Origin of the sequence: Mizugakiibacter sediminis (assembly GCF_000953855.2) — a bacterium.
GTDB classification, from domain to species: Bacteria; Pseudomonadota; Gammaproteobacteria; order Xanthomonadales; family Rhodanobacteraceae; genus Mizugakiibacter; species Mizugakiibacter sediminis.
In genome coordinates, this window is the sequence record NZ_DF970179.1 from 17,784 (window position 1) to 36,225 (window position 18,442).

The window sequence follows — 18,442 nt, forward strand, 5'->3', positions numbered from 1 at the left end:
AGCGGCGCGTCGCCGCGGCGTGACCTCCGGTACAGCCGCGCGCAAGAAAGCCGCGTCATACTCCCTCGGTTCACCGGACCACTTTTGCTCTGCATGACGAGAATCCTCGCCTGGCTGCTGGCGTTCGCGCTGCCCGCCCTCGTCGGCTGTTCCGAGGCGCCGCCGCGCGACGACGCCGCGGCGCGCGCGCCGCTGATCCTGATCTCGATCGACGGCTTTCGCGCCGACTACCTGCAGCGCGGGCTGACGCCGACGCTGGCCGCGCTCGCCGCCGACGGCGTGCACGCCGAAGCGATGCAGCCCTCGTTCCCGTCGATCACCTTCCCGAACCACTACACGCTGGTCACCGGCCTCTACCCCGACCACCACGGCATCGTGCACAACACGATGCAGGACCCCGCGCTGGGGCGCTTCGCGCTGGGCAACCGCGCCGCCGTCGGCGACGGGCGCTGGTGGGCGGAGGGCGAACCGATCTGGGTCACGGCGGAGAAACAGGGCCTGCACACCGCCACCATGTTCTGGCCCGGCTCGGAAGCGGCGATCCACGGCGTGCGTCCAGACCATTGGCATCCCTACGACGGCGACGTCGCGCCGCGGACGCGCGTCGACCAGGTGCTGGCCTGGCTGGACCTGCCGGCGACGCAACGCCCGGCCTTCATCACGCTCTACTTCGACGCGGTCGACGGCGCCGGCCACTGGCACGGTCCCGACTCGCCCGAGCTGAACGCCGCACTGCGCGACACCGACGCCGCGCTGGCGCGGCTGGTCGACGGCCTGCGCCGGCGCGGCCTGTACGATCGCGTCAACCTGGTGATCGTCTCCGATCACGGCATGACGGCGACGCCGCCGGCGCAGACGATCTACCTCGACGACCTGATCGACCTCAGCGACGTCGACGTGGTCACCTACGACGTGCCGGCGGAGCTGAACCCGAAACCCGAGCACGCCGCCGCGGTCGCGCGCGCGCTGCTGGCGCCGCATCCGCACCTGCGCTGCTACGCCCGGGACGCACTCCCGGCGCGCCTGCACTACGGCGGCAACCCGCGCGTGGCGGCGATCGTCTGCATCCCCGACGACGGCTGGCTGGTCTCCACGCACGCCAGGCAAGCCAAGCGCAAGCGCGCGCTGCTGGGCGAGCACGGCTACGACAACGACGATCCGGCCATGCGCGCGCTGTTCGTCGCGCACGGCCCGGACTTCCGCCGCGGCGTGGTGCTGCCGGAGTTCCCCAACGTCGACGTCTATCCGCTGCTGGCGCATCTGCTCGGCATCCGCCCGCAACCCAACGACGGCGATCTGACGCCGCTGCGCGGGGCGCTGGCGATGCCGGCCACCGCGATGCACCGCTGAACGGACGGCGGCGGGCCGCGCCCGCCGCCCGGCGCCCTCAGGCGTTGGTCAGCGCCATCATCCGCTCCGGGTAGCGCGCGCCCGCCGCGCTGCCCGCCGGGAACACCGCCTCGATCGCGGCCAGTTCGTCGCCGCTGAACTCCACCGCCAGCGCGCCGAGGTTGTCGTCCAGGTTGCGCACGCGGCGCGTGCCCGGGATCGGCACGATGTGCTCGCCCTGCCACAGCACCCACGCCAGCGCGAGTTGCGCCGGCGTGCAGCCCTTCGCCGCCGCCAGCTCGCGCACCTTGTCGACCAGCGCCAGGTTCCTGGCGAAGTTCTCGCCCTGGAAGCGCGGGTTGGTGCGGCGGTAGTCGTCGGCGTCGAAGTCGTCCGGGCTGCGGATCGCGCCGGTGAGGAAGCCGCGCCCCAGCGGGCTGTAGGGCACGAAGCCGACGCCGAGCCGCGCGCAGGCTTCCAGCACGCCCTGCTCCGGATCGCGCGTCCACAGCGAATACTCGCTCTGCAGCGCGGTGATCGGGTGCACGGCGTGCGCGCGCTCCAGCGTCTGCGGCGAGACCTCCGACAGGCCGAGGTGGCGCACCTTGCCGGCGCGCACCAGCTCGGCCATCGCGCCCACCGTGTCCTCGACCGGCACCTCGGGATCGACGCGGTGCAGGTAGTAGAGGTCGATGTAGTCGACGCCGAGACGCTTCAGGCTGGCGTCGCAGGCCTGGCGCACGTACTCGGGGCGGCCGTTGACCTTGCGCGCGGCGGGATTGGCCGGGTCGCGCACGAAGCCGAACTTGGTGGCCAGGAACGCCGTGCCGCGGCGGTCGCGGATGGCGCGGCCGACCAGCGCCTCGTTGGCGCCGGCGCCGTACATGTCGGCGGTGTCGAGAAAGTTCACGCCATGGTCGAGCGCGTAATGGATCGTCGCGATCGACTCGGCATCGTCGTGCGCGCCGTAGAACTCGCTCATGCCCATGCAGCCGAGGCCGAGGGCGGAAACGGTCGGGCCTTCCGGCCCCAGGGTGCGGTGTTGCATGCGAGGTTCCTCGTGCAGGGGGAGGATGGTCCGCCGCGGCGACGTCGGCGACGGCGACGCCGCGACGGCGTTTTCGATATGGGCCTTCGGTACGACGTCCACAACGACCCGCTTGTGACATCAGCGCGCGGCCCGCGCCTCGCGCGGCTCGACGCGGTCGACCCACACCGGCGGCGCGTAGCCGGCCGGCTTGCTGCCCACGGCGGCGCCGCCGTGCAGGCGCGCCTGCTGCATGTCGACGAACATGTAGTACGGGAACGGCGTCTCGGGCGCGCTGGCCTCGTCGAGGCGCCGGCGCGATGCCGGCGGGATGGTGAAGTCGAGCGCGGCGAGGTTGTCGTCGAGCTGCGCGATCGTGGTGGCGCCGACGATCACCGAGGCGAGGCCCGGCTGCGTCGCCACCCAGTTCAGCGCCACCTGCGCCATCGGCTTGCCGAGTTCCTTGGCCACCGCCTCCAGCGCGGCGACGATGCGCCAGTTGCGCTGGGTGAAGCGGTCGAAGCCGGGGCGGCCGGACACCTTGGCCAGGCGGCCGTCGCCGCTGCCGCCGCCCTCGCTCGGCCGGTACTTGCCGGACAGCAGGCCCATGCCCAGCGGGCTCCAGGCGGTGATGCCCATGCCGAGTTCGATCGCCAGCGGCACGTACTCGTGCTCGATGTGGCGCTCGACCAGCGAGTACTCGAGCTGCAGGTTGACCAGCGGCGACAGCGCGTGCGCCTCGGCGTAAGTCTGCGCGCGCGCGGCGTACCACGCCGGCACGTCCGACAGGCCGGCGTAGCGGATCTTGCCGGCGCGCACCAGGTCGTCCAGCGTGCGCACCACTTCCTCCGCCGGCGTGATTCGGTCCCAGGTGTGCAGCAGGTAGAGGTCGATGTAGTCGGTGCGCAGGCGGCGCAGCGAGCCTTCCACCGCGCGCAGGATGTTCTTGCGGCCGTTGCCGCCGGCGTTGGGATTGCCGGGCTCGGCGTTGTAGCCGAACTTGGTGGCCAGCACCACGCGGTCGCGCACGCCGGCGTCGGCGATGAACTTGCCGAGCAGGCGCTCGCTGGTGCCTTCCGTGTACATGTCGGCGGTGTCGATGAAGTTGCCGCCGGCGGCGAGGTAGCGGTCGAACATCGCGTGCGCGGTGCCCTCCGCCGCACCCCAGCCCCAGTCGTCGCCGAAGGTCATCGTGCCGAGCGCGAGGCGGCTGACGCGCAGGCCGGAACGGCCGAGGGTGAAATACTGGTCCAGTGCCATGACGGATCTCCTCTGCGAGCGGACGGCGCGCAGTCTGCGCCTTGCGATTGCAGGGAAAAATCCGCAGCATCTTGATGCGCTGTTAAGCGGAGCTAATCAATGCGCGACGACCACGCCGGCCTGCTGCGGGCCTTCCACACCATCGTCCGCCACGGCAGCTTCACCCGCGCCGCCGCCGAGCTGGAGGTGACCGCCTCCGCGCTCAGCCAGACCATGCGCCAGCTCGAACAGCGCGTCGGCGTGCGCCTGCTGCAGCGGACCACGCGCCGCGTCGGCCTGACCGAGGCCGGACAACTGTTCCTCGCGCGCACCGCGCCGGCGCTGGCGGCGATCGACGACGCCGTGGAGGCGCTGCGCCAGTTCGGCGACCGCCCCACCGGCACGCTGCGCATCACCGTGCCGCTGGTGGCGGTCGCCTCGATGCTGGAGCCGATGCTCGCCGACTTCCTGCGCGCCTATCCGCAGATCCGCCTGGACGTGCGCGTCGACAGCGCGCTGAACGATCTCGTCGCCGAGGGGCTCGACGCCGGCATCCGCCTCGGCGAGAAGGTGCAGCGCGACATGGTGGCGGTGCCGCTGGGCGGACCGCAGCGTTCGGTGCTGGTGGGATCGCCGGACTACTTCGCGCGGCACGGCCGCCCGCAGCATCCGCGCGAGCTGCAGGCGCACAACTGCCTGCGCTTCCGTTTCTCGCGCACCGGCGCGATCTACCGCTGGGAGTTCGCCCATCCCGACGGCCCCAACCGCGGCCGCTGGTTCGAGATCGACGTCGACGGCAACCTGGTCACCAACGAGATCGCGCTGGCTTCGCGCGCCGCGCTGGACGGGCTCGGCCTGCTGCACACGATGGAGGTGTACGCGCGCGAGCACATCGCCGCCGGGCGGCTGCAGACCGTGCTCGACGACTGGCTGCCGCCCTACGATGGTTTCTATCTCTACTACCCGAGCCGCTTCCAGGTGCCGCCCAAGCTGCGCGTGTTCATCGCCTTCCTGCGCGCGCGGCTGGAGGCGCAGGCGGCCGCCGCACGCGCGCAGGCGCCGGCCGGCGCTCAGGCGGCGCGCAGGCGCAGCACCGCGTCGCGATAGCGCGCGGCGATCGCCGCGGCGTCGCAGTGGCGGAAGTCGCGCACCACCCAGCGGCCGCCGCACATCACGTGGCGCACCAGCGGCACGTTGCCGGCGAACACGAAGCTGTCCATCGCGCTGGCGGCGTCGCGCGCGGCCAGCAACGGCGCGTCGTGGTCCAGCACCAGCAGGTCGGCGCGCGCACCGGCGACGAGCGCGCCGAGCGCCGCGCCGGACGCGGCGGCGCCGCCGTCCAGCGCCGCCGTCCACAGCGTCTCGCCGACGCTGGCGCCGGTCCTGCGCGCGGCGACATTGCGGTGACGCGTCTGCAGGCGCTGGCCGTATTCCAGCCAGCGCAGCTCCTCGACCGGCGACACCGAGATGTGCGAGTCGGAGCCGATGCCGAGCCGGCCGCCGGCGTCGAGATATTCGCCGAGACGGAACAGGCCGTCGCCGAGGTTGGCCTCGGTGGTCGGGCACAGCCCGGCGACCGCGCCGGAGGCGGCCAGGCGGCGCGTCTCCTGCTCGGTCATGTGCGTGGCGTGCACGAGACACCAGCGCGCATCCACCTGCGCGTGATAGAGCAGCCACTCCACCGGCCGCGCGTTGCGCACCGCCAGCGAGTCCTGCACTTCGCCGAGCTGCTCGGCGATGTGGATGTGGATCGGCCCCTCGCGGGCGACCTCCGCCGCCAGCACCTCGTGCAGCGCGGCCTCGGGCACCGCGCGCAGCGAATGCAGGGCGATGCCGACGCGCAGCATCGGGCCTTCCAGCTTGCGCAGGCGTTCGACCAGCGCGAGGAACGCGTCGACCGTATGGCCGAAGCGGCGCTGCCGCTCCGACAGCGCGCGGCCGTCGAAGCCGCCGGTCATGTACAGCGCCGGCAGCAGGGTGAGGCCGATGCCGGCCTCGCGCGCGGCCTCGATGAGCGCCAGCGCCATCGCCTCGGGCGGCGCGTAGGCGCTGCCGTCGGGGCGGTGGTGCAGGTAGTGGAACTCGCACACCTGCGTGTAGCCGGCCTCGAGCATCTCCGCGTAGAGCTGCGCGGCGATCGCGCGCAGCTCGTCGGGGCCGACGCGGCCGGCGAAGGCGTACATGGTCTCGCGCCAACTCCAGAAGCTGTCGTCGTCGCGGCCGCGGCGCTCGGCCAGCCCGGCCATCGCGCGCTGGAAGGCGTGCGAATGCAGGTTGGGCATGCCCGGCAGCACGAAGCGGCCGAGCGCGGTGCCGTCGGCGTGCGCGCGTCCGGTTTCGACGCGGGCGAAGCGGCCGTCGGCGATTTCGAGGCGCGCGTCGGCGGACCAGCCGGCCGGCAGCCAGGCGTTCTCGGCGCGGTAGACGGTGTCGGACATGCGGGGCTCCGGTGGCGATGCCGCGCAGGCTAGCGACGCGCGCCGCGCATTGCCAGCGCGGCACGCTGCGGCGTCGCGCGCCGGCAGGACTCCGCCCGCGTCTGCGATAATCCGGCGATGCCCTCCCCCGACGCGTCTCCGCCGCGCAACCCCTTGCAGGCCCTGCTGGGCCACGAGTTCTTCGCCCCGCACCACTGGAAGCGCCGGCTGACGCTGTGGAGCGGCGCGGTGGTGGTCGGCCTCGCCGCGATCCTGTTCACCCAGGCCAGCAACGCAGCCTTTGCCTTGTTCCGCTGGATGACCGCGCGCGCCGCCTGGTTGCCGCTGCTGCTGACGCCGCTGGCATTCGCGGCGCTGGCCTGGCTGACCGAGGGCCGCCTGCGCGCGACGCGCGGCAGCGGCATTCCGCAGGTGATCGCCACGCTGCACGTCGAAGAGGAAGGTTTCCGCCAGCGCATGCTGGCGTTGCCGATCGCGCTGGGAAAGATGCTGCTGACGCTGATCGGCCTCGCCGCCGGCGCCTCGATCGGCCGCGAGGGACCGACCGTGCACGTCGGCGCCGGACTGTTCTACACGTTCGGCCGCTGGATGGGTTTCCGCGATCCGAAGGCGGCGTCGCGCTTCATCCTCGCCGGCGGCGCCGCCGGCATCGCCGCGGCCTTCAACACGCCGCTGGCCGGCGTGGTGTTCGCCATCGAGGAGCTGGCCGGCGCCTTCGAGCACCGCTTCAGCGGCATCCTGCTGACCGCGGTGATCGTCGCCGGCATCGTCTCGCTGGGCATCATGGGCAACTACGCCTACTTCGGCAGCGTCAGCGCCAGCCTGCCGCTCGGTCAGAGCTGGTGGGCGGTGCTGCTGTGCGGCGCCGTCTGCGGACTGGCCGGCGGCGTGTTCGCGCGGGTGATCCTGCTCGGCGAGCGCGGCCCGCTCGGCGCGGTCGCGCGGCTGCGCGCGCGGGCGCCCGTCCTGTTCGCCGCGGGCTGCGGCCTGGCGCTGGTGCTGGTCGGCCATCTCGCGCACGGCAGCGTCTACGGCACCGGCTACGACGGCGCGCGCGCGATCATCCAGGGCGCGGCCGACGCGCCTGGCGCCGGCTTCGGCGTCTGCAAGCTGCTGGCCAACGTCGTCTCCTACTGGGCCGGCATCCCCGGCGGCATCTTCTCGCCGGCGCTGGCGGTCGGCGCCGGCCTCGGCCACAACCTCGCCGCGCTGGCGCCGCACGCGGCGCCGGCCGCGGTGGCGCTGCTCGGCATGAGCGCCTATCTCGCCGGCGTGACGCAGGCGCCGCTGACCTCGGCGGTGATCGCCATGGAGCTGACCGCCAACCAGGCGATGATCATCCCGGTCATGGCCGCCTGCCTGCTGGCGCGCGCGGCTTCGGCGCTGGCCTGCCCCAAGCCGGTCTACAAGGCGTTCGCCGAGCGGCTGGTCGACGAATTCGAGCGCGGCCGACAGGCCGCCGCCGAGACGGCCCGCGCGCGCGCCGCCGAAACCCCGAGCCCGGAGTCGCCCCGATGAACCGCCCCTGGGACCATCTGCTGCTCGACGCCCATCTCGCCACGCTCGCCGACACCGGCGCACCCTACGGCGCGCTGGCGCAGGCGGCGATCGGCTGGAAGGACGACCGCATCACCTTCATCGGCCGCATGGACGCGCTGCCCGACGCGCCGCACGCGCTGGCCGCGCAGGTCGACTCGGTGGACGGCGCGTGGGTGACGCCGGGCCTGATCGACTGCCATACGCACCTCGTGTTCGGCGGCCAGCGCGCCGGCGAATTCGAGATGCGCCTGGAAGGCGCCAGCTACGAGCAGATCGCGCGCGCCGGCGGCGGCATCGTCTCCAGCGTGCGCGCCACGCGCGCCGCCGGCGAGGACGCGCTGCTGGCGCAGGCGTTGCCGCGCGCGCGCGCCCTGCTCGCCGACGGCGTGACCACGCTGGAGATCAAGTCCGGCTACGGCCTCGAACCCGACACCGAACGGCGCATGCTGCGCACGGCGCGGCGCATCGGCGCGGAACTGGGCATCGACGTGCGCACCAGCTACCTCGGCCTGCACGCGCTGCCGCCGGAATTCGCCGACGACCGCGCGGCCTACGTCGCCCTGGCCTGCGACACCGTGCTGCCGGCGCTGGCCGAGGAAGGGCTGGTCGACGCAGTCGACGCGTTCTGCGAGGGCATCGGCTTCACGCCCGAGGAGACGCGCCGGCTGTTCGCGCGCGCCCGCGCGCTCGGCCTGCCGGTGAAGCTGCACGCCGACCAGCTCTCCGATCTCGGCGGCGCCGCCCTGGCCGCCGAGTTCGACGCGCTGTCCGCCGATCATCTCGAGTGGACCAGCGAGGCCTCGGTGCGCGCGATGGCGCGCGCCGGCACCGTCGCCGTGCTGCTGCCCGGCGCGTTCTACGCGCTGCGCGAGACGCGCCTGCCGCCGATCGCCGCGCTGCGCGCGCACGGCGTGCCGATCGCGGTGGCCACCGACCTCAACCCCGGCACCTCGCCGCTGCTGTCGCTGCGCCTCGCCATGAACATGGCCTGCACCCTGTTCCGGCTGACGCCCGAGGAGGCGTTGCGCGGCGCCACGGTCAACGCCGCACGGGCGCTCGGCCTCGCCGACCGCGGCACGCTGACGGTGGGCGCGCGCGCCGACCTCGTCGTCTGGGACGTCGGCCAGCCCGCCGAGCTGTGCTACTGGATCGGCGGCAGTCCGGCGCGACGCGTGTTCGCCGGCGGCGTGGAACGCGGCGCGGCGCGGATGCCTTGAGCGGCGCTGCGGCGGCCCGCCGGCGGAATGTGACCCGACGCACATTCGCGCCGGGGCGGTATGGACATCCATACGTCCGCGGCGCGGCGCGAATGTGCGCTGATTCACAGGTCTTGCCGGGCAAGGCGGCGCGCCGGCGCGCAGCGCAGCGAAAAAACCGCCGTTTTTGTGCACTCGCGCAGGCAGATCGTCACGTTGTGCAACGCCGATGCGCGCTGGCGGTCAACGCACAAATCGCGGCCTGCGATGGCGAGAGCATGTTCCCGCGACACAGGGGACATCACCATGCGTTACATCATCGCCGCCGCCATCCTGCTGCTCTCGATCCAGGCCGCCTCCGCCGCGAATCAGGACACGGCCGAACTGACCATCTCGGTGAACGTGGTCGAGTCCTGCCACATCCAGTCGGCCGGCAACACCCTGTCCTTCGGCAACGTCGCGCAGGATGCCGGCACGGCGAGCGCCCAGACCTCGATCACGCTGCGCTGCTCGCGCGACCGTCCCTACGCGCTGGGCTTCGACTACGGCCGCCATGCGCAAGGCATGCAGCGGCAGATGGACAACGGCAGCGCGCAGATCGCCTACCAGCTGTACGCCGGCAATGCCGGCGCGCGCCCGGTCGGTCCGCTGAATTCCGGCGCGGAAGTGCGCGGCGTGGGCAACGGCAAGGATGAGCAGATCCCGGTCTACGGCTCCCTCAAGCTCGACAGCCACCAGCCGGCCGGCCAGTACAGCGACGTGGTGTACATGACGATCGCCTGGTAAGCGGTTCGCGCGCCCCCTCTCCCGCTTCCGCCGCGCCAACGAAAAAGCCCCCGCAGCATGCGGGGGCTTTGTCTCGACCTCGACGGACCCGTTGCGCTCAGGCCGCCGGCTTCTTCTTCGCCGCCGGCTTCTTCGCAGCCGCAGGCTTGGCGGCCACGGTCTTGGTCGCCGCGACGGTCTTCGCCTTGTGCGGACGCGCGTTGCCGTAGCTGCCGGCGTAGATCTTGCCGCGGGTGGTCTTGCGGTCGCCCTTGCCCATGGGAACTCCTTAAGTCTCGGGTATTTGCGCGGATCGCGCAGCATAGCAGCGCAGCCCGCGGCCGCCTAGCCCGGGGCGCCCGCGCGGGCACTTGCCGGTCATCCATACGCGTATGTACGGTGTGGCCGCTTCCTGGGGCCGTCATGCCGCGGCTGCGCATGCAGGAGCGTGCGGATGCGGCCATGACGCGGCCGACGGGTTCAGGCCCTGTCAGTGACGACGGCCGCTTTCATGACAGGCGTGGTCGCGATCCACGCACTCCTGCGCCTCGATCTGCACGGTGGCGTGGGCGATGCCGTAGCGTTCGCGCAGCACGCGCTTGATCGTCAGCAGGGCGTTGTGGGCGTCGGCGCCCTCGCACACGCGCGCGTGCAGCGTCGCCATGCGCGAGCCGGAGGCGATCTGCCAGACGTGCAGGTGATGGATGTCGGCGACGCCGGGATCGGCGGCATGCAGGGCCGCGGCCAGCGCCTGCGGCTCGACGCCTTCCGGCACGCCTTCCAGCAGGATGTGCGCGGAGCGCCGCAGCAGGCTCCACGCGCTGCGCAGGATCAGCAGCGAGACCAGCAGCGACAGCAGCGGGTCCGCCCACGGCCAGCCGGCATAGCGCACCAGCAACGCGGCGGCGATCGCCGCCACCGACCCGAGCAGGTCGCCGAACACGTGCAGGCGGGCGCCGGCGGCGTTGACGTCGTCGGCGTCGTGGCCGTGCAGGCTGCGCAGCACCAGCGCGTTGACCAGCAGGCCGAGCAGCGCCACCGTCAGCATCACGCCGGACAGGATCGGCTGCGGCTGGCGCAGGCGCATCGCCGCCTCGAAGACGATCCAGGCCACCAGCGCGAGCTGGACCAGCGCGTTGACGAAGCCCGCCAGCACCTCCAGGCGCGCGTAGCCGAAGCTGCGCCGCGCGTCGGCCGGACGCCGCGCGAAACGCGCGCCGAGGAAGGCCAGCAGCAGCGCCGCCGCGTCGACCAGCATGTGGCCGGCATCGGCGAGCAGCGCCAGCGAACCGGACCACCAGCCGCCGGCCGCCTCGCCGGCCAGCATCGCCACGGTCAGCGCGAACGCGGCCAGCAGCTTGCGCTCGCCGCGCGGCGTCGGCGCGCGACCGTGCGCGTGGTCGTGCCCATGCGCGTGGGCGTGGGAGTGACGGGCGTTCATGCGTCGCGCATGCTAGACAACCGCCGCGCCGTTACACAATTGCAGCGGCGGGCGGCGTTCAGGTCTGCGGCACGCAGCCGCATCGCGCATCGTGCGCGTGCAACTGCGTCAGGCGCAGGTTGGCGACGTGCGCCAGCGCGACCAGCACGCCGCCGCCGGCGATCAGCGCCGCGTGCCACGCCGGCGCGCGGCCGAGATCCACGGCCAGGCCGGCCAGCAGCAGCGCCGCCCCCGGCAGCAGCAGCACGAAGGCGCGTCCGCTGCGATGGCGGCGGTAGCCGTTCCACATGGTCAGCGCCGCCAGCGTGCAGGCGAAGACGACGAAACCGCGCTCGAAGCCGTGGCCGGCGAGGAAGCCGAGGCCGAACGCCGGCAGCAGCGCCAGCACGAACGGCAGCGCCGCGCAGTGCAAGGCGCACAGTAGCGAGGCGGTCACGCCGACGCGGTCGGCGTGACGCCACCACGGCAAGGCGGGACGGGATGCTTCCGGCGCGCTGTTCATGGCCCAGGCGTTGGCAGTGACTTCCGGCACGGCACGTGCCGCATATGTTACATTATAACATTGCAAAGACAAGCCTTGGCCCCGGAGTCCCGCATGCGCCGAACCCTGCTCGCGCTGGCCCTGACCGCCGCGCTCGCCTCCGCCGCCCATGCCCGGCAGACCGATCCGGCCGCGCCGGCCGGCCAAGGCGCCGAGCCGGCGCCGCCGCCGGGCAAGGCGACGCAACTGGACGCCGTGCAGGTGAGCGGCACGCTGGACCTGGCGCGCAACGGCCTGTCGCCCGACACCGGCAGCAGCGAATACGTGTTCGACCGCAAGTCGATCCAGCAACTGCCGCTGGGCGACGCCACGCCGCTGAACGATCTGCTGCTGCAGGCGCCGGGCGTGGTGCAGGATTCGTTCGGCGAGCTGCACGTGCGCGGCGATCACGGCAACCTGCAGTACCGCATCAACGGCATCATCATTCCGGAGAGCATCAGCGGTTTCGGCCAGACGCTGGACACGCGCACCATCGACTCCGTGCGCCTGCTCACCGGCGCGCTGCCCGCGCAGTACGGCTACCGCACCGCCGGCGTCGTCGACATCACCACCAAATCCGGCGCGCAGCAGGGCAACGGCGGCAGCGTCGGCGTGCTCGGCGGCTCGTTCGGCGCGCTCAATCCCGGCGCGGAGTGGTACGGCAGCGACGGCCGCCTGACCTGGTATCTCACCGCCAACTACCTGCAGAGCGACATCGGCATCGAGAATCCGACGCCCTCGCGCAACGCCATCCACGACCGCACGCACCAGACCAAGGCGTTCGGCTACCTGTCGTACCTGCTGAACGACACCACCCGCCTCGGCTTCATGTTCGGCATCACCGACAACCGCTTCGAGATCCCGAACAATCCCGACCAGCGGCCGGTCTTCGTGTACGGCGACATCAACGACTTCGACTCGGCGACGCTCGACGAGCGCCAGCGCGAGAAGACGCGCTTCGGCATCGCCTCGCTGCAGGGCAGACTGGGCGGCACCGATTACCAGGTCGCGCTCGGCCAGCGCTACACCAGCGTGGACTTCACGCCGGACGTGATCGGCGACCTGATGTTCAACGGCGTCGCCTCCGACGTCGGCCGCAGCAACCGCGCCAACACGCTGCAGGCGGACCTGTCCACGCCGCTCGGCGAAAACCACACGCTGCGCTACGGCATCTACGCCAGCCAGGAGCGCGCGGTGTCGGTCAACGACGCGCTGGTGTTCCCGGCCGACGCCGACGGCAACCAGACCAGCACCATCCCGATCCGCATCGTCGACGACAACCGCAAGATCGGCCACCTGTACGGCGCCTACGTGCAGGACGAGTGGCAGCTCAGCGACAGGCTCACCGCCAACTTCGGCGTGCGCGCCGACAAGGTCAGCGCCTTCATCGAGGAAGGCCAGGTGAGCCCGCGCTTCGGCCTGGTCTACCAGGCGACCGACAGCACCACGCTGCACGCCGGCTTCGCCCGCTACTTCACGCCGCCGCCGACCGAGCTGATCGCGCCGGCCGACATCGCGCTGTTCCAGGGCACCACCAACCAGCTTCCCGGCAACGTCAACACCGACGTCAAGTCCGAGCGCTCCAGCTACTACGACGTCGGCGTGCAGCAGCAGGTCGGCGCGCACCTGACGCTCGGCCTCGACGCCTACTACCGCGAGGTGAAGCACCTGCAGGACGAGGGCCAGTTCGGCGCCGCGCTGGTGTTCTCGCCGTTCAACTACGCGCGCGGCAGGGCGCGCGGCGCGGAGTTCACGGTCAGCTACGCCGGCGGCCCGTGGACCGCCTACTTCAACCTGACCAGCAGCCGCGCGATGGGCAAGCGGATCGAGTCGGGCCAGTACAACTTCGACGCGGACGAACTGGCCTACATCGCGGCCCACTGGGTGCATCTCGACCACGACCAGAAACTCGCCTCCTCCGGCGGCTTCACCTACGCCATCGACGAGAGCACCCGCATCGGCGCCGACTACGTCTACGGCAGCGGCCTGCGCAAGGACTTCGCCAACACCGCCTCGCTGCCGTCGTATTTCCAGCTCGACCTCAGCCTGACGCACGGCTTCGACCTGCCGCGGATCGGCCGGCTGGACGCGCGCCTGTCGCTGATCAATGCCTTCGACCGCGTCTACCAGTTGCGCGACGGCAGCGGCATCGGCGTCGGCGCGCCGCAGTTCGGGCCGCGCCGCGGCGTGTACCTCGGCCTGCAGAAGGCGTTCTGACCCGCCCCTGCGCCCGCGCTGCCGGGCCCCCACCGCCCCGGCGCCGGACCGCCGGCGCCGAGAACGGCGCCGCGGCAGCATGGCCCTGCGACAGGGCCGAGGCACGGCCGCTACGCGCTGCGACACTGCCGGCAGACGCCGTGCACTTCCAGCGTCTGCGCCTTGGCGCGGAAGCCCAGCGCCTTGGCCTGCGTCTCGATCAGGTCGGCCACCTCGCCCTCGTCGCACAGTTCCACCGCGCTGGAGCACACGTCGCAGATCAGGAACGGCACTTGGTGCGCCTCCGCGGGATGGTGGCAGGAGACGTAGGCGTTGATCGACTCGAGCTTGTGGATGAAGCCCTGCTCCAGCAGGAAGTCCAGCGCGCGGTAGACGGTGGGCGGCGCCGCGGAGGCGTGGCGCTCGCGCAGCCGGTCGAGCAGGTCGTAGGCCTTGACCGGCTTGTTCGCCGCGGCGACCAGTTCCAGCACCTCGCGGCGCAGCGGCGTCAGGCGCAGCGCGCGGTCCTCGCAGGCGTGCTCGACCTCGCGCACGAAGCCGGCCGCATCCGGCTCGCGGGCGTGGCGATGGTGCGAATGACGGCGCGCGGGATGGCTCATGCGGTCGGCCTCGCCGCGATGATAGCACCGCGGCGGAGCCCGCCCTTCAGGCGGCGCGCCCGCGCGGCCGCTTCGGCAGCGCCAGCGGCACGATCCAGCCGAGCGGTCCCAGCAGCAGCGACCACAGCACGCCGTGCCAGAAGCGGCCGCGCCACCAGCCGATCAGCGCGCCGACCGCGACGCAGCCGACGGTGAACCAGAAAAGCGGCCACCACGGCACCAGCGCCATCAGGTTGCGGAAGATCCGCCACGCCGCGTCCGGCGCGTCGGGATCGACGCCGTCCAGCGCGCGCGCCAGCAGATCGCCCATCCTGCCCTCTCAGCCCGCCGCGCGCGCGAGCGCGTCGTCGATGCGCCGCAGCGCGCCGGGGCGGCCGGCGAGGTAGACGGTGTGCTCGATCGACGGCGACACCTGCGTGCCGGTGATCGCCACGCGCAGCGGCTGCGCCACCTTGCCCATGCCGACGCCGAGCTCCGCGGCCACCGCCTCGATCGCCTTGTGCACGCTCTCCGGCGTCCACGACGGCAGCGCCTCGAAGCGCGCGCGCGCCGCGGCCAGCACGGCGGCGGCGCCGTCCGCCCTGAGGTGCTTCTCCACCGCCTTGGCGTCCCACTGCTCGATCGGCGCGTACCAGATGCGCGCGCGCTCGGCCATCTCCTTCAGCGTCTGCACGCGGTCGCGCAGCGCGACGATCACGTCGGCCGGGTCGGGGCCGCCGGCCGGATCGATGCCGGCGGCGCGCAGGTGCCACTCGAAGTGCGGCGCGATCTCCAGCGGATCGTCGTTCTTCAGATACTGCTGATTCAGCCAGCCCAGCTTCTCCATGTCGAAGCGCGAGGCCGCCTTGTTGACGTCGGCGACGTCGAACAGGTCGATCATCTGCTGGATGGAGAAGATCTCCTGGTCGCCGTGCGACCAGCCGAGGCGCACCAGGTAGTTCAGCAGCGCGTGCGGCAGGTAGCCGGCGTCGCGGTACTCCATCACGCCGACCGCGTTGGTGCGCTTGGACAGCTTCTTGCCTTCCTTGTCGAGGATCATCGGCAGGTGCGCGAAGGCCGGCACCGGCGCGCCCAGCGCGTGGTAGATGTTGATCTGCCGCGGGGTGTTGTTGACGTGGTCGTCGCCGCGGATCACGTCGGTGATCTTCATGTCGATGTCGTCGACCACCACCGCGAAGTTGTAGGTGGGGTAGCCGTCGGAGCGGAAGATCACCAGGTCGTCCAGCTCTTCGTTCGACCACTCGACGCGGCCCTTCACCTTGTCGTCGAACGCCACCGTGCCGCCGTCCGGGTTGCGGAAGCGGATCACCGGCGTGACGCCGGGCACCGGCTCGCCGTGCGTGCGGCAGTGGCCGTCGTAGCGCGGCTTCAAGCCTTTGGCCATCGCCTCCTCGCGCAGCCTGTCCAGGCGCTCGCGCGAGCAGTAGCAGCGGTAGGCTTTGCCGGCGCGCACCATGTCCTCGGCGACCTGGCGGTAGCGGTCCATGCGCAGCGTCTGGTAGTAGGGACCCTCGTCGTATTGCAGGCCCAGCCAGTGCATGCCGTCGAGGATCGCCTTGACCGCGGCGTCGGTGGAACGCTCGCGGTCGGTATCCTCGATGCGCAGGATGAACTGGCCGCCGTGGTGGCGCGCGTGCAGCCAGCAGTACAGCGCGGTGCGCGCGCCGCCGATGTGCAGGTAGCCGGTGGGACTGGGGGCGAAGCGGGTGCGAACGGTCATCGCGGAGCCGGCGGAATCGGGCGGAAAAGGCGCATAGTCTAATCAAAGTCGCAGCGCGCGACCCGCGCGCGTCCCGCCGGCGCTGGAAGCGGCGCGGGATCGTCCCCATGTGGTCCGCGACATGCCGACAAGCCCGCCATGACCGCCGCCGCACATCCCCTGCCCGCCACCGGCCAGCGCCGCGCGCTGCGCATGCTGCTGCCGTACCTGCGCGCCTATCCGGGGCGGATCGCGCTGGCGCTTGCCCTGCTGATCGTCGCCAAGGTCGCCAACCTCGGCGTGCCGTTGGTGCTGAAGGCGATCGTCGACCGCCTCGATACGCGCGCGGCGCTGCTGGCCGTGCCCGGCCTGCTGCTGGCGGCCTACGGCGTGCTGCGCCTGTCGGCGACGCTGTTCGCGCAGCTGCGCGAGCTGGTGTTCGAGCGCGTCTCGCAGCACGCCATGCGCGCTTCCGGCATCGCCGCCTTCCGCCACCTGCACGCGCTCAGCCTGCGCTTCCACCTCGACCGCCACACCGGCGGCGTCGCCCGCGACATCGAGCGCGGCACGCGCGGCATCTACAACCTGCTCGGCTACGCGATCTTCAACGTGATCCCGACCCTGGTCGAGATCGCGCTGGTCGCCGCGCTGCTGCTGCGGCGCTTCGACTGGCGCTTCGCCGCGATCACGCTGACGACGATGGGCCTGTACATCTTCCTCACCGTGCGCATCACCGAATGGCGCACGCGCATGGTGCGCGAGATGCACCAGGTCGAATCGACCGCCAACGCGCGCGCTGTCGACAGCCTGCTGAACTACGAGACGGTGAAGTACTTCGGCAACGAGGAGTTCGAGGCGAAGCGCTACGACGCGGATCTGCGCCGCTACGAGGAAGCGGCGGTGCGCACGGAAAGCTCGCTCGGCGTGCTGAACGGCACGCAGAGCCTGATCATCGCCGTCGGCCTGACCGCGCTGATGGCGATGGCGGCGCAGGGCGTGGTGGCCGGCCGCCTGACGCTGGGCGACCTGGTGCTGGTCAACGCGCTGCTGATCCAGCTCTCCGTGCCGCTGAATTTCCTCGGCATGACCTACCGCGAAATCAAGCGCGGCCTGACCGACATGGAACACATGTTCCGCCTGCTGGACGCCCACGCCGAGGTGCGCGACGCGCCCGACGCCAAGCCGCTGCAGCTGCGCGGCGGCGCGGTGCGCTTCGAGCGCGTGTCGTTCCACTACGACCCCGAGCGCGCGATCCTGCACGACGTCGACTTCGCCATCCCGCCCGGCCGCACCGTCGCCGTGGTCGGCGCCACCGGCGCCGGCAAGTCGACGCTGTCGCGGCTGCTGTTCCGCTTCTACGACGTCAGCGGCGGCCGCATCCTGATCGACGGCCAGGACATCCGCACGGTCACGCAGGACTCGCTGCGCGCGGCGATCGGCATCGTCCCGCAGGATACCGTGCTGTTCAACGACACCATCTACTACAACATCGCCTACGGCCGCCCCGGCGCCACCCGCGAGGAAGTCGAGGCGGCGGCGCGCGCGGCGCACATCCACGACTTCATCCTGGGCCTGCCGCAAGGCTACGAGACCGCCGTCGGCGAGCGCGGCCTGAAGCTGTCCGGCGGCGAGAAGCAGCGCGTGGCGATCGCGCGCACGCTGCTGAAGCGGCCGGCGATCCTGGTGTTCGACGAGGCGACCAGCGCGCTCGACACGCGCACCGAGAAGGTGATCCAGGCCGAGCTGGCCGAGATCGCCCGCGGCCGCACCACGCTGATCATCGCCCACCGCCTGTCGACGATCGTCGACGCCGACGAGATCCTGGTGCTCGACCACGGCCGCATCGTCGAGCGCGGCACGCACGCCGCGCTGCTGGCGCAGGGCGGCCGCTACGCCGCGCTGTGGGCGCTGCAGCAGCGCGACCCGCAGGCGGCGCGCGCGGCCGAGCCGGCCTGAGGCGCGGCTGCCGCGAAGTTCACTTCACGCGGATGGTGATCTTCGGCGAGACGAGCGGCGGGTCGAACTGCATGTGGTTGGCGTCGCCGAGGTCGAGCTGCAGCGTGTGCGTGCCGGGCGCGAGGTGCAGCACGGTCTCGGTCTGGCCGTTGCCGAAGTGGAGGTGGTGCTCGTCCTTCGGGATCGGCTGGTCGGCCGGCGGCAGCGCCTTCACGTCCACCAGCAGGTGATGGTGGCCGGTGCCGGCCTTGTCGACGCCGGCCGGCGCCACGCCCATGCCTTCGAGGCCGAAACGGACGGTCACGTCACGGCCGACGGTGGCGCCGTCCTTCGGGCTGATGAAATAGAGCCTGGCGTGCTCCGGCGCTTTGCTGCGCGGCAGCGTGCCGGCGGTCTGCGCCGCCGCGCCCGCGGCGGCGAGGACGAGTCCGAGAGCGGTCATGGTGCGCTTCATCGCGGATCCTCCTGGGCGGGGAA

The 18,442-nt window shown here is 72.0% G+C and carries 18 protein-coding genes; 7 read left to right on the forward strand and 11 right to left on the reverse strand.

The annotated features are described in order from the left end of the window. Window positions 1-93: 93 nt before the first annotated feature. The gene (locus MBSD_RS06465; protein ID WP_062536167.1) at window positions 94-1,350 is read left to right on the forward strand and encodes an alkaline phosphatase family protein; all 1,257 of its coding nucleotides are present in this window, start codon (window positions 94-96) and stop codon (window positions 1,348-1,350) included. Window positions 1,351-1,387: 37 nt separating this feature from the next. Here MBSD_RS06465 and MBSD_RS06470 read toward each other — a convergent pair whose 3' ends face one another. Both MBSD_RS06470 and MBSD_RS06475 read right to left on the reverse strand, forming a co-directional pair. Next, window positions 1,388-2,377, reverse strand: a complete 990-nt coding sequence (locus tag MBSD_RS06470; protein WP_062536169.1) for an aldo/keto reductase — start codon at window positions 2,375-2,377, stop codon at window positions 1,388-1,390. Between the two features lie 120 nt (window positions 2,378-2,497). Next, window positions 2,498-3,616 carry an aldo/keto reductase gene (locus tag MBSD_RS06475; RefSeq protein ID WP_062536171.1) on the reverse strand — a complete coding sequence of 373 codons (1,119 nt, stop codon included), beginning with the start codon at window positions 3,614-3,616 and terminating at the stop codon, window positions 2,498-2,500. 99 nt (window positions 3,617-3,715) lie between these two features. Between MBSD_RS06475 and MBSD_RS06480 the strand changes: the two genes are divergently transcribed. Continuing rightward, window positions 3,716-4,702 (forward strand): LysR family transcriptional regulator, encoded by a 987-nt coding sequence (locus tag MBSD_RS06480; RefSeq protein WP_062536172.1) that lies wholly within the window; start codon window positions 3,716-3,718, stop codon window positions 4,700-4,702. Here the strand turns inward: MBSD_RS06480 and MBSD_RS06485 are convergent. Continuing rightward, window positions 4,666-6,033: a formimidoylglutamate deiminase gene (locus MBSD_RS06485; RefSeq protein WP_062536180.1), complete on the reverse strand. Its 1,368-nt coding sequence runs from the start codon at window positions 6,031-6,033 to the stop codon at window positions 4,666-4,668. The two genes, MBSD_RS06480 and MBSD_RS06485, sit on opposite strands and share 37 nt — an antisense overlap. Window positions 6,034-6,150: 117 nt before the next feature. Here MBSD_RS06485 and MBSD_RS06490 point away from each other — a divergent pair, with 117 nt between their 5' ends. Beyond that, window positions 6,151-7,551: a chloride channel protein gene (locus tag MBSD_RS06490; RefSeq protein ID WP_082306524.1), complete on the forward strand. Its 1,401-nt coding sequence runs from the start codon at window positions 6,151-6,153 to the stop codon at window positions 7,549-7,551. Beyond that, window positions 7,548-8,789, forward strand: a complete 1,242-nt coding sequence (gene hutI / locus MBSD_RS06495) for an imidazolonepropionase (RefSeq protein ID WP_062536182.1) — start codon at window positions 7,548-7,550, stop codon at window positions 8,787-8,789. The genes MBSD_RS06490 and hutI overlap by 4 nt, the downstream gene beginning before the upstream one ends. A gap of 104 nt (window positions 8,790-8,893) precedes the next feature. Here hutI and MBSD_RS15380 read toward each other — a convergent pair whose 3' ends face one another. Continuing rightward, complete coding sequence (locus MBSD_RS15380; RefSeq protein ID WP_187300568.1) at window positions 8,894-9,076, reverse strand: hypothetical protein; 183 nt, start codon at window positions 9,074-9,076, stop codon at window positions 8,894-8,896. Here MBSD_RS15380 and MBSD_RS06500 point away from each other — a divergent pair. Continuing rightward, window positions 9,075-9,554 (forward strand): Csu type fimbrial protein, encoded by a 480-nt coding sequence (locus MBSD_RS06500; protein ID WP_062536184.1) that lies wholly within the window; start codon window positions 9,075-9,077, stop codon window positions 9,552-9,554. The two genes, MBSD_RS15380 and MBSD_RS06500, sit on opposite strands and share 2 nt — an antisense overlap. 97 nt (window positions 9,555-9,651) lie before the next feature. Here the strand turns inward: MBSD_RS06500 and MBSD_RS06505 are convergent, their stop codons facing one another. The 3 genes from MBSD_RS06505 to MBSD_RS06515 form a co-directional block, all read right to left on the reverse strand. Continuing rightward, entirely contained in the window at window positions 9,652-9,813 is a 162-nt protein-coding gene (locus MBSD_RS06505) for a 30S ribosomal protein THX (RefSeq protein ID WP_082306526.1), read from the reverse strand. Between the two features lie 210 nt (window positions 9,814-10,023). Next, window positions 10,024-10,974, reverse strand: a complete 951-nt coding sequence (locus MBSD_RS06510) for a cation diffusion facilitator family transporter (RefSeq protein ID WP_062536186.1) — start codon at window positions 10,972-10,974, stop codon at window positions 10,024-10,026. A gap of 58 nt (window positions 10,975-11,032) precedes the next feature. Continuing rightward, window positions 11,033-11,506 carry a MerC domain-containing protein gene (locus MBSD_RS06515; protein WP_336603253.1) on the reverse strand — a complete coding sequence of 158 codons (474 nt, stop codon included), beginning with the start codon at window positions 11,504-11,506 and terminating at the stop codon, window positions 11,033-11,035. Between the two features lie 63 nt (window positions 11,507-11,569). On the opposite strand from MBSD_RS06515, the gene MBSD_RS06520 reads away from it, so the two are divergent. Then, entirely contained in the window at window positions 11,570-13,711 is a 2,142-nt protein-coding gene (locus MBSD_RS06520; RefSeq protein WP_062536187.1) for a TonB-dependent receptor, read from the forward strand. A gap of 110 nt (window positions 13,712-13,821) precedes the next feature. Here MBSD_RS06520 and MBSD_RS06525 read toward each other — a convergent pair whose 3' ends face one another. The 3 genes from MBSD_RS06525 to gltX are packed head-to-tail and all read right to left on the reverse strand — an operon-like array spanning window position 13,822 to window position 16,030. Further along, entirely contained in the window at window positions 13,822-14,310 is a 489-nt protein-coding gene (locus MBSD_RS06525) for a transcriptional repressor (RefSeq protein ID WP_062536189.1), read from the reverse strand. Window positions 14,311-14,356: 46 nt separating this feature from the next. Further along, window positions 14,357-14,620 carry a hypothetical protein gene (locus MBSD_RS06530; protein ID WP_062536191.1) on the reverse strand — a complete coding sequence of 88 codons (264 nt, stop codon included), beginning with the start codon at window positions 14,618-14,620 and terminating at the stop codon, window positions 14,357-14,359. 9 nt (window positions 14,621-14,629) lie between these two features. Then, window positions 14,630-16,030 (reverse strand): glutamate--tRNA ligase, encoded by a 1,401-nt coding sequence (gene gltX, locus MBSD_RS06535; protein ID WP_062536193.1) that lies wholly within the window; start codon window positions 16,028-16,030, stop codon window positions 14,630-14,632. Window positions 16,031-16,168: 138 nt separating this feature from the next. Between gltX and MBSD_RS06540 the strand changes: the two genes are divergently transcribed. Then, window positions 16,169-17,965, forward strand: a complete 1,797-nt coding sequence (locus MBSD_RS06540; protein ID WP_062536196.1) for an ABCB family ABC transporter ATP-binding protein/permease — start codon at window positions 16,169-16,171, stop codon at window positions 17,963-17,965. 19 nt (window positions 17,966-17,984) lie between these two features. Here MBSD_RS06540 and MBSD_RS06545 read toward each other — a convergent pair whose 3' ends face one another. Further along, the gene (locus tag MBSD_RS06545; RefSeq protein ID WP_062536197.1) at window positions 17,985-18,419 is read right to left on the reverse strand and encodes a DUF4399 domain-containing protein; all 435 of its coding nucleotides are present in this window, start codon (window positions 18,417-18,419) and stop codon (window positions 17,985-17,987) included. Between the last annotated feature and the right edge of the window lie 23 nt (window positions 18,420-18,442).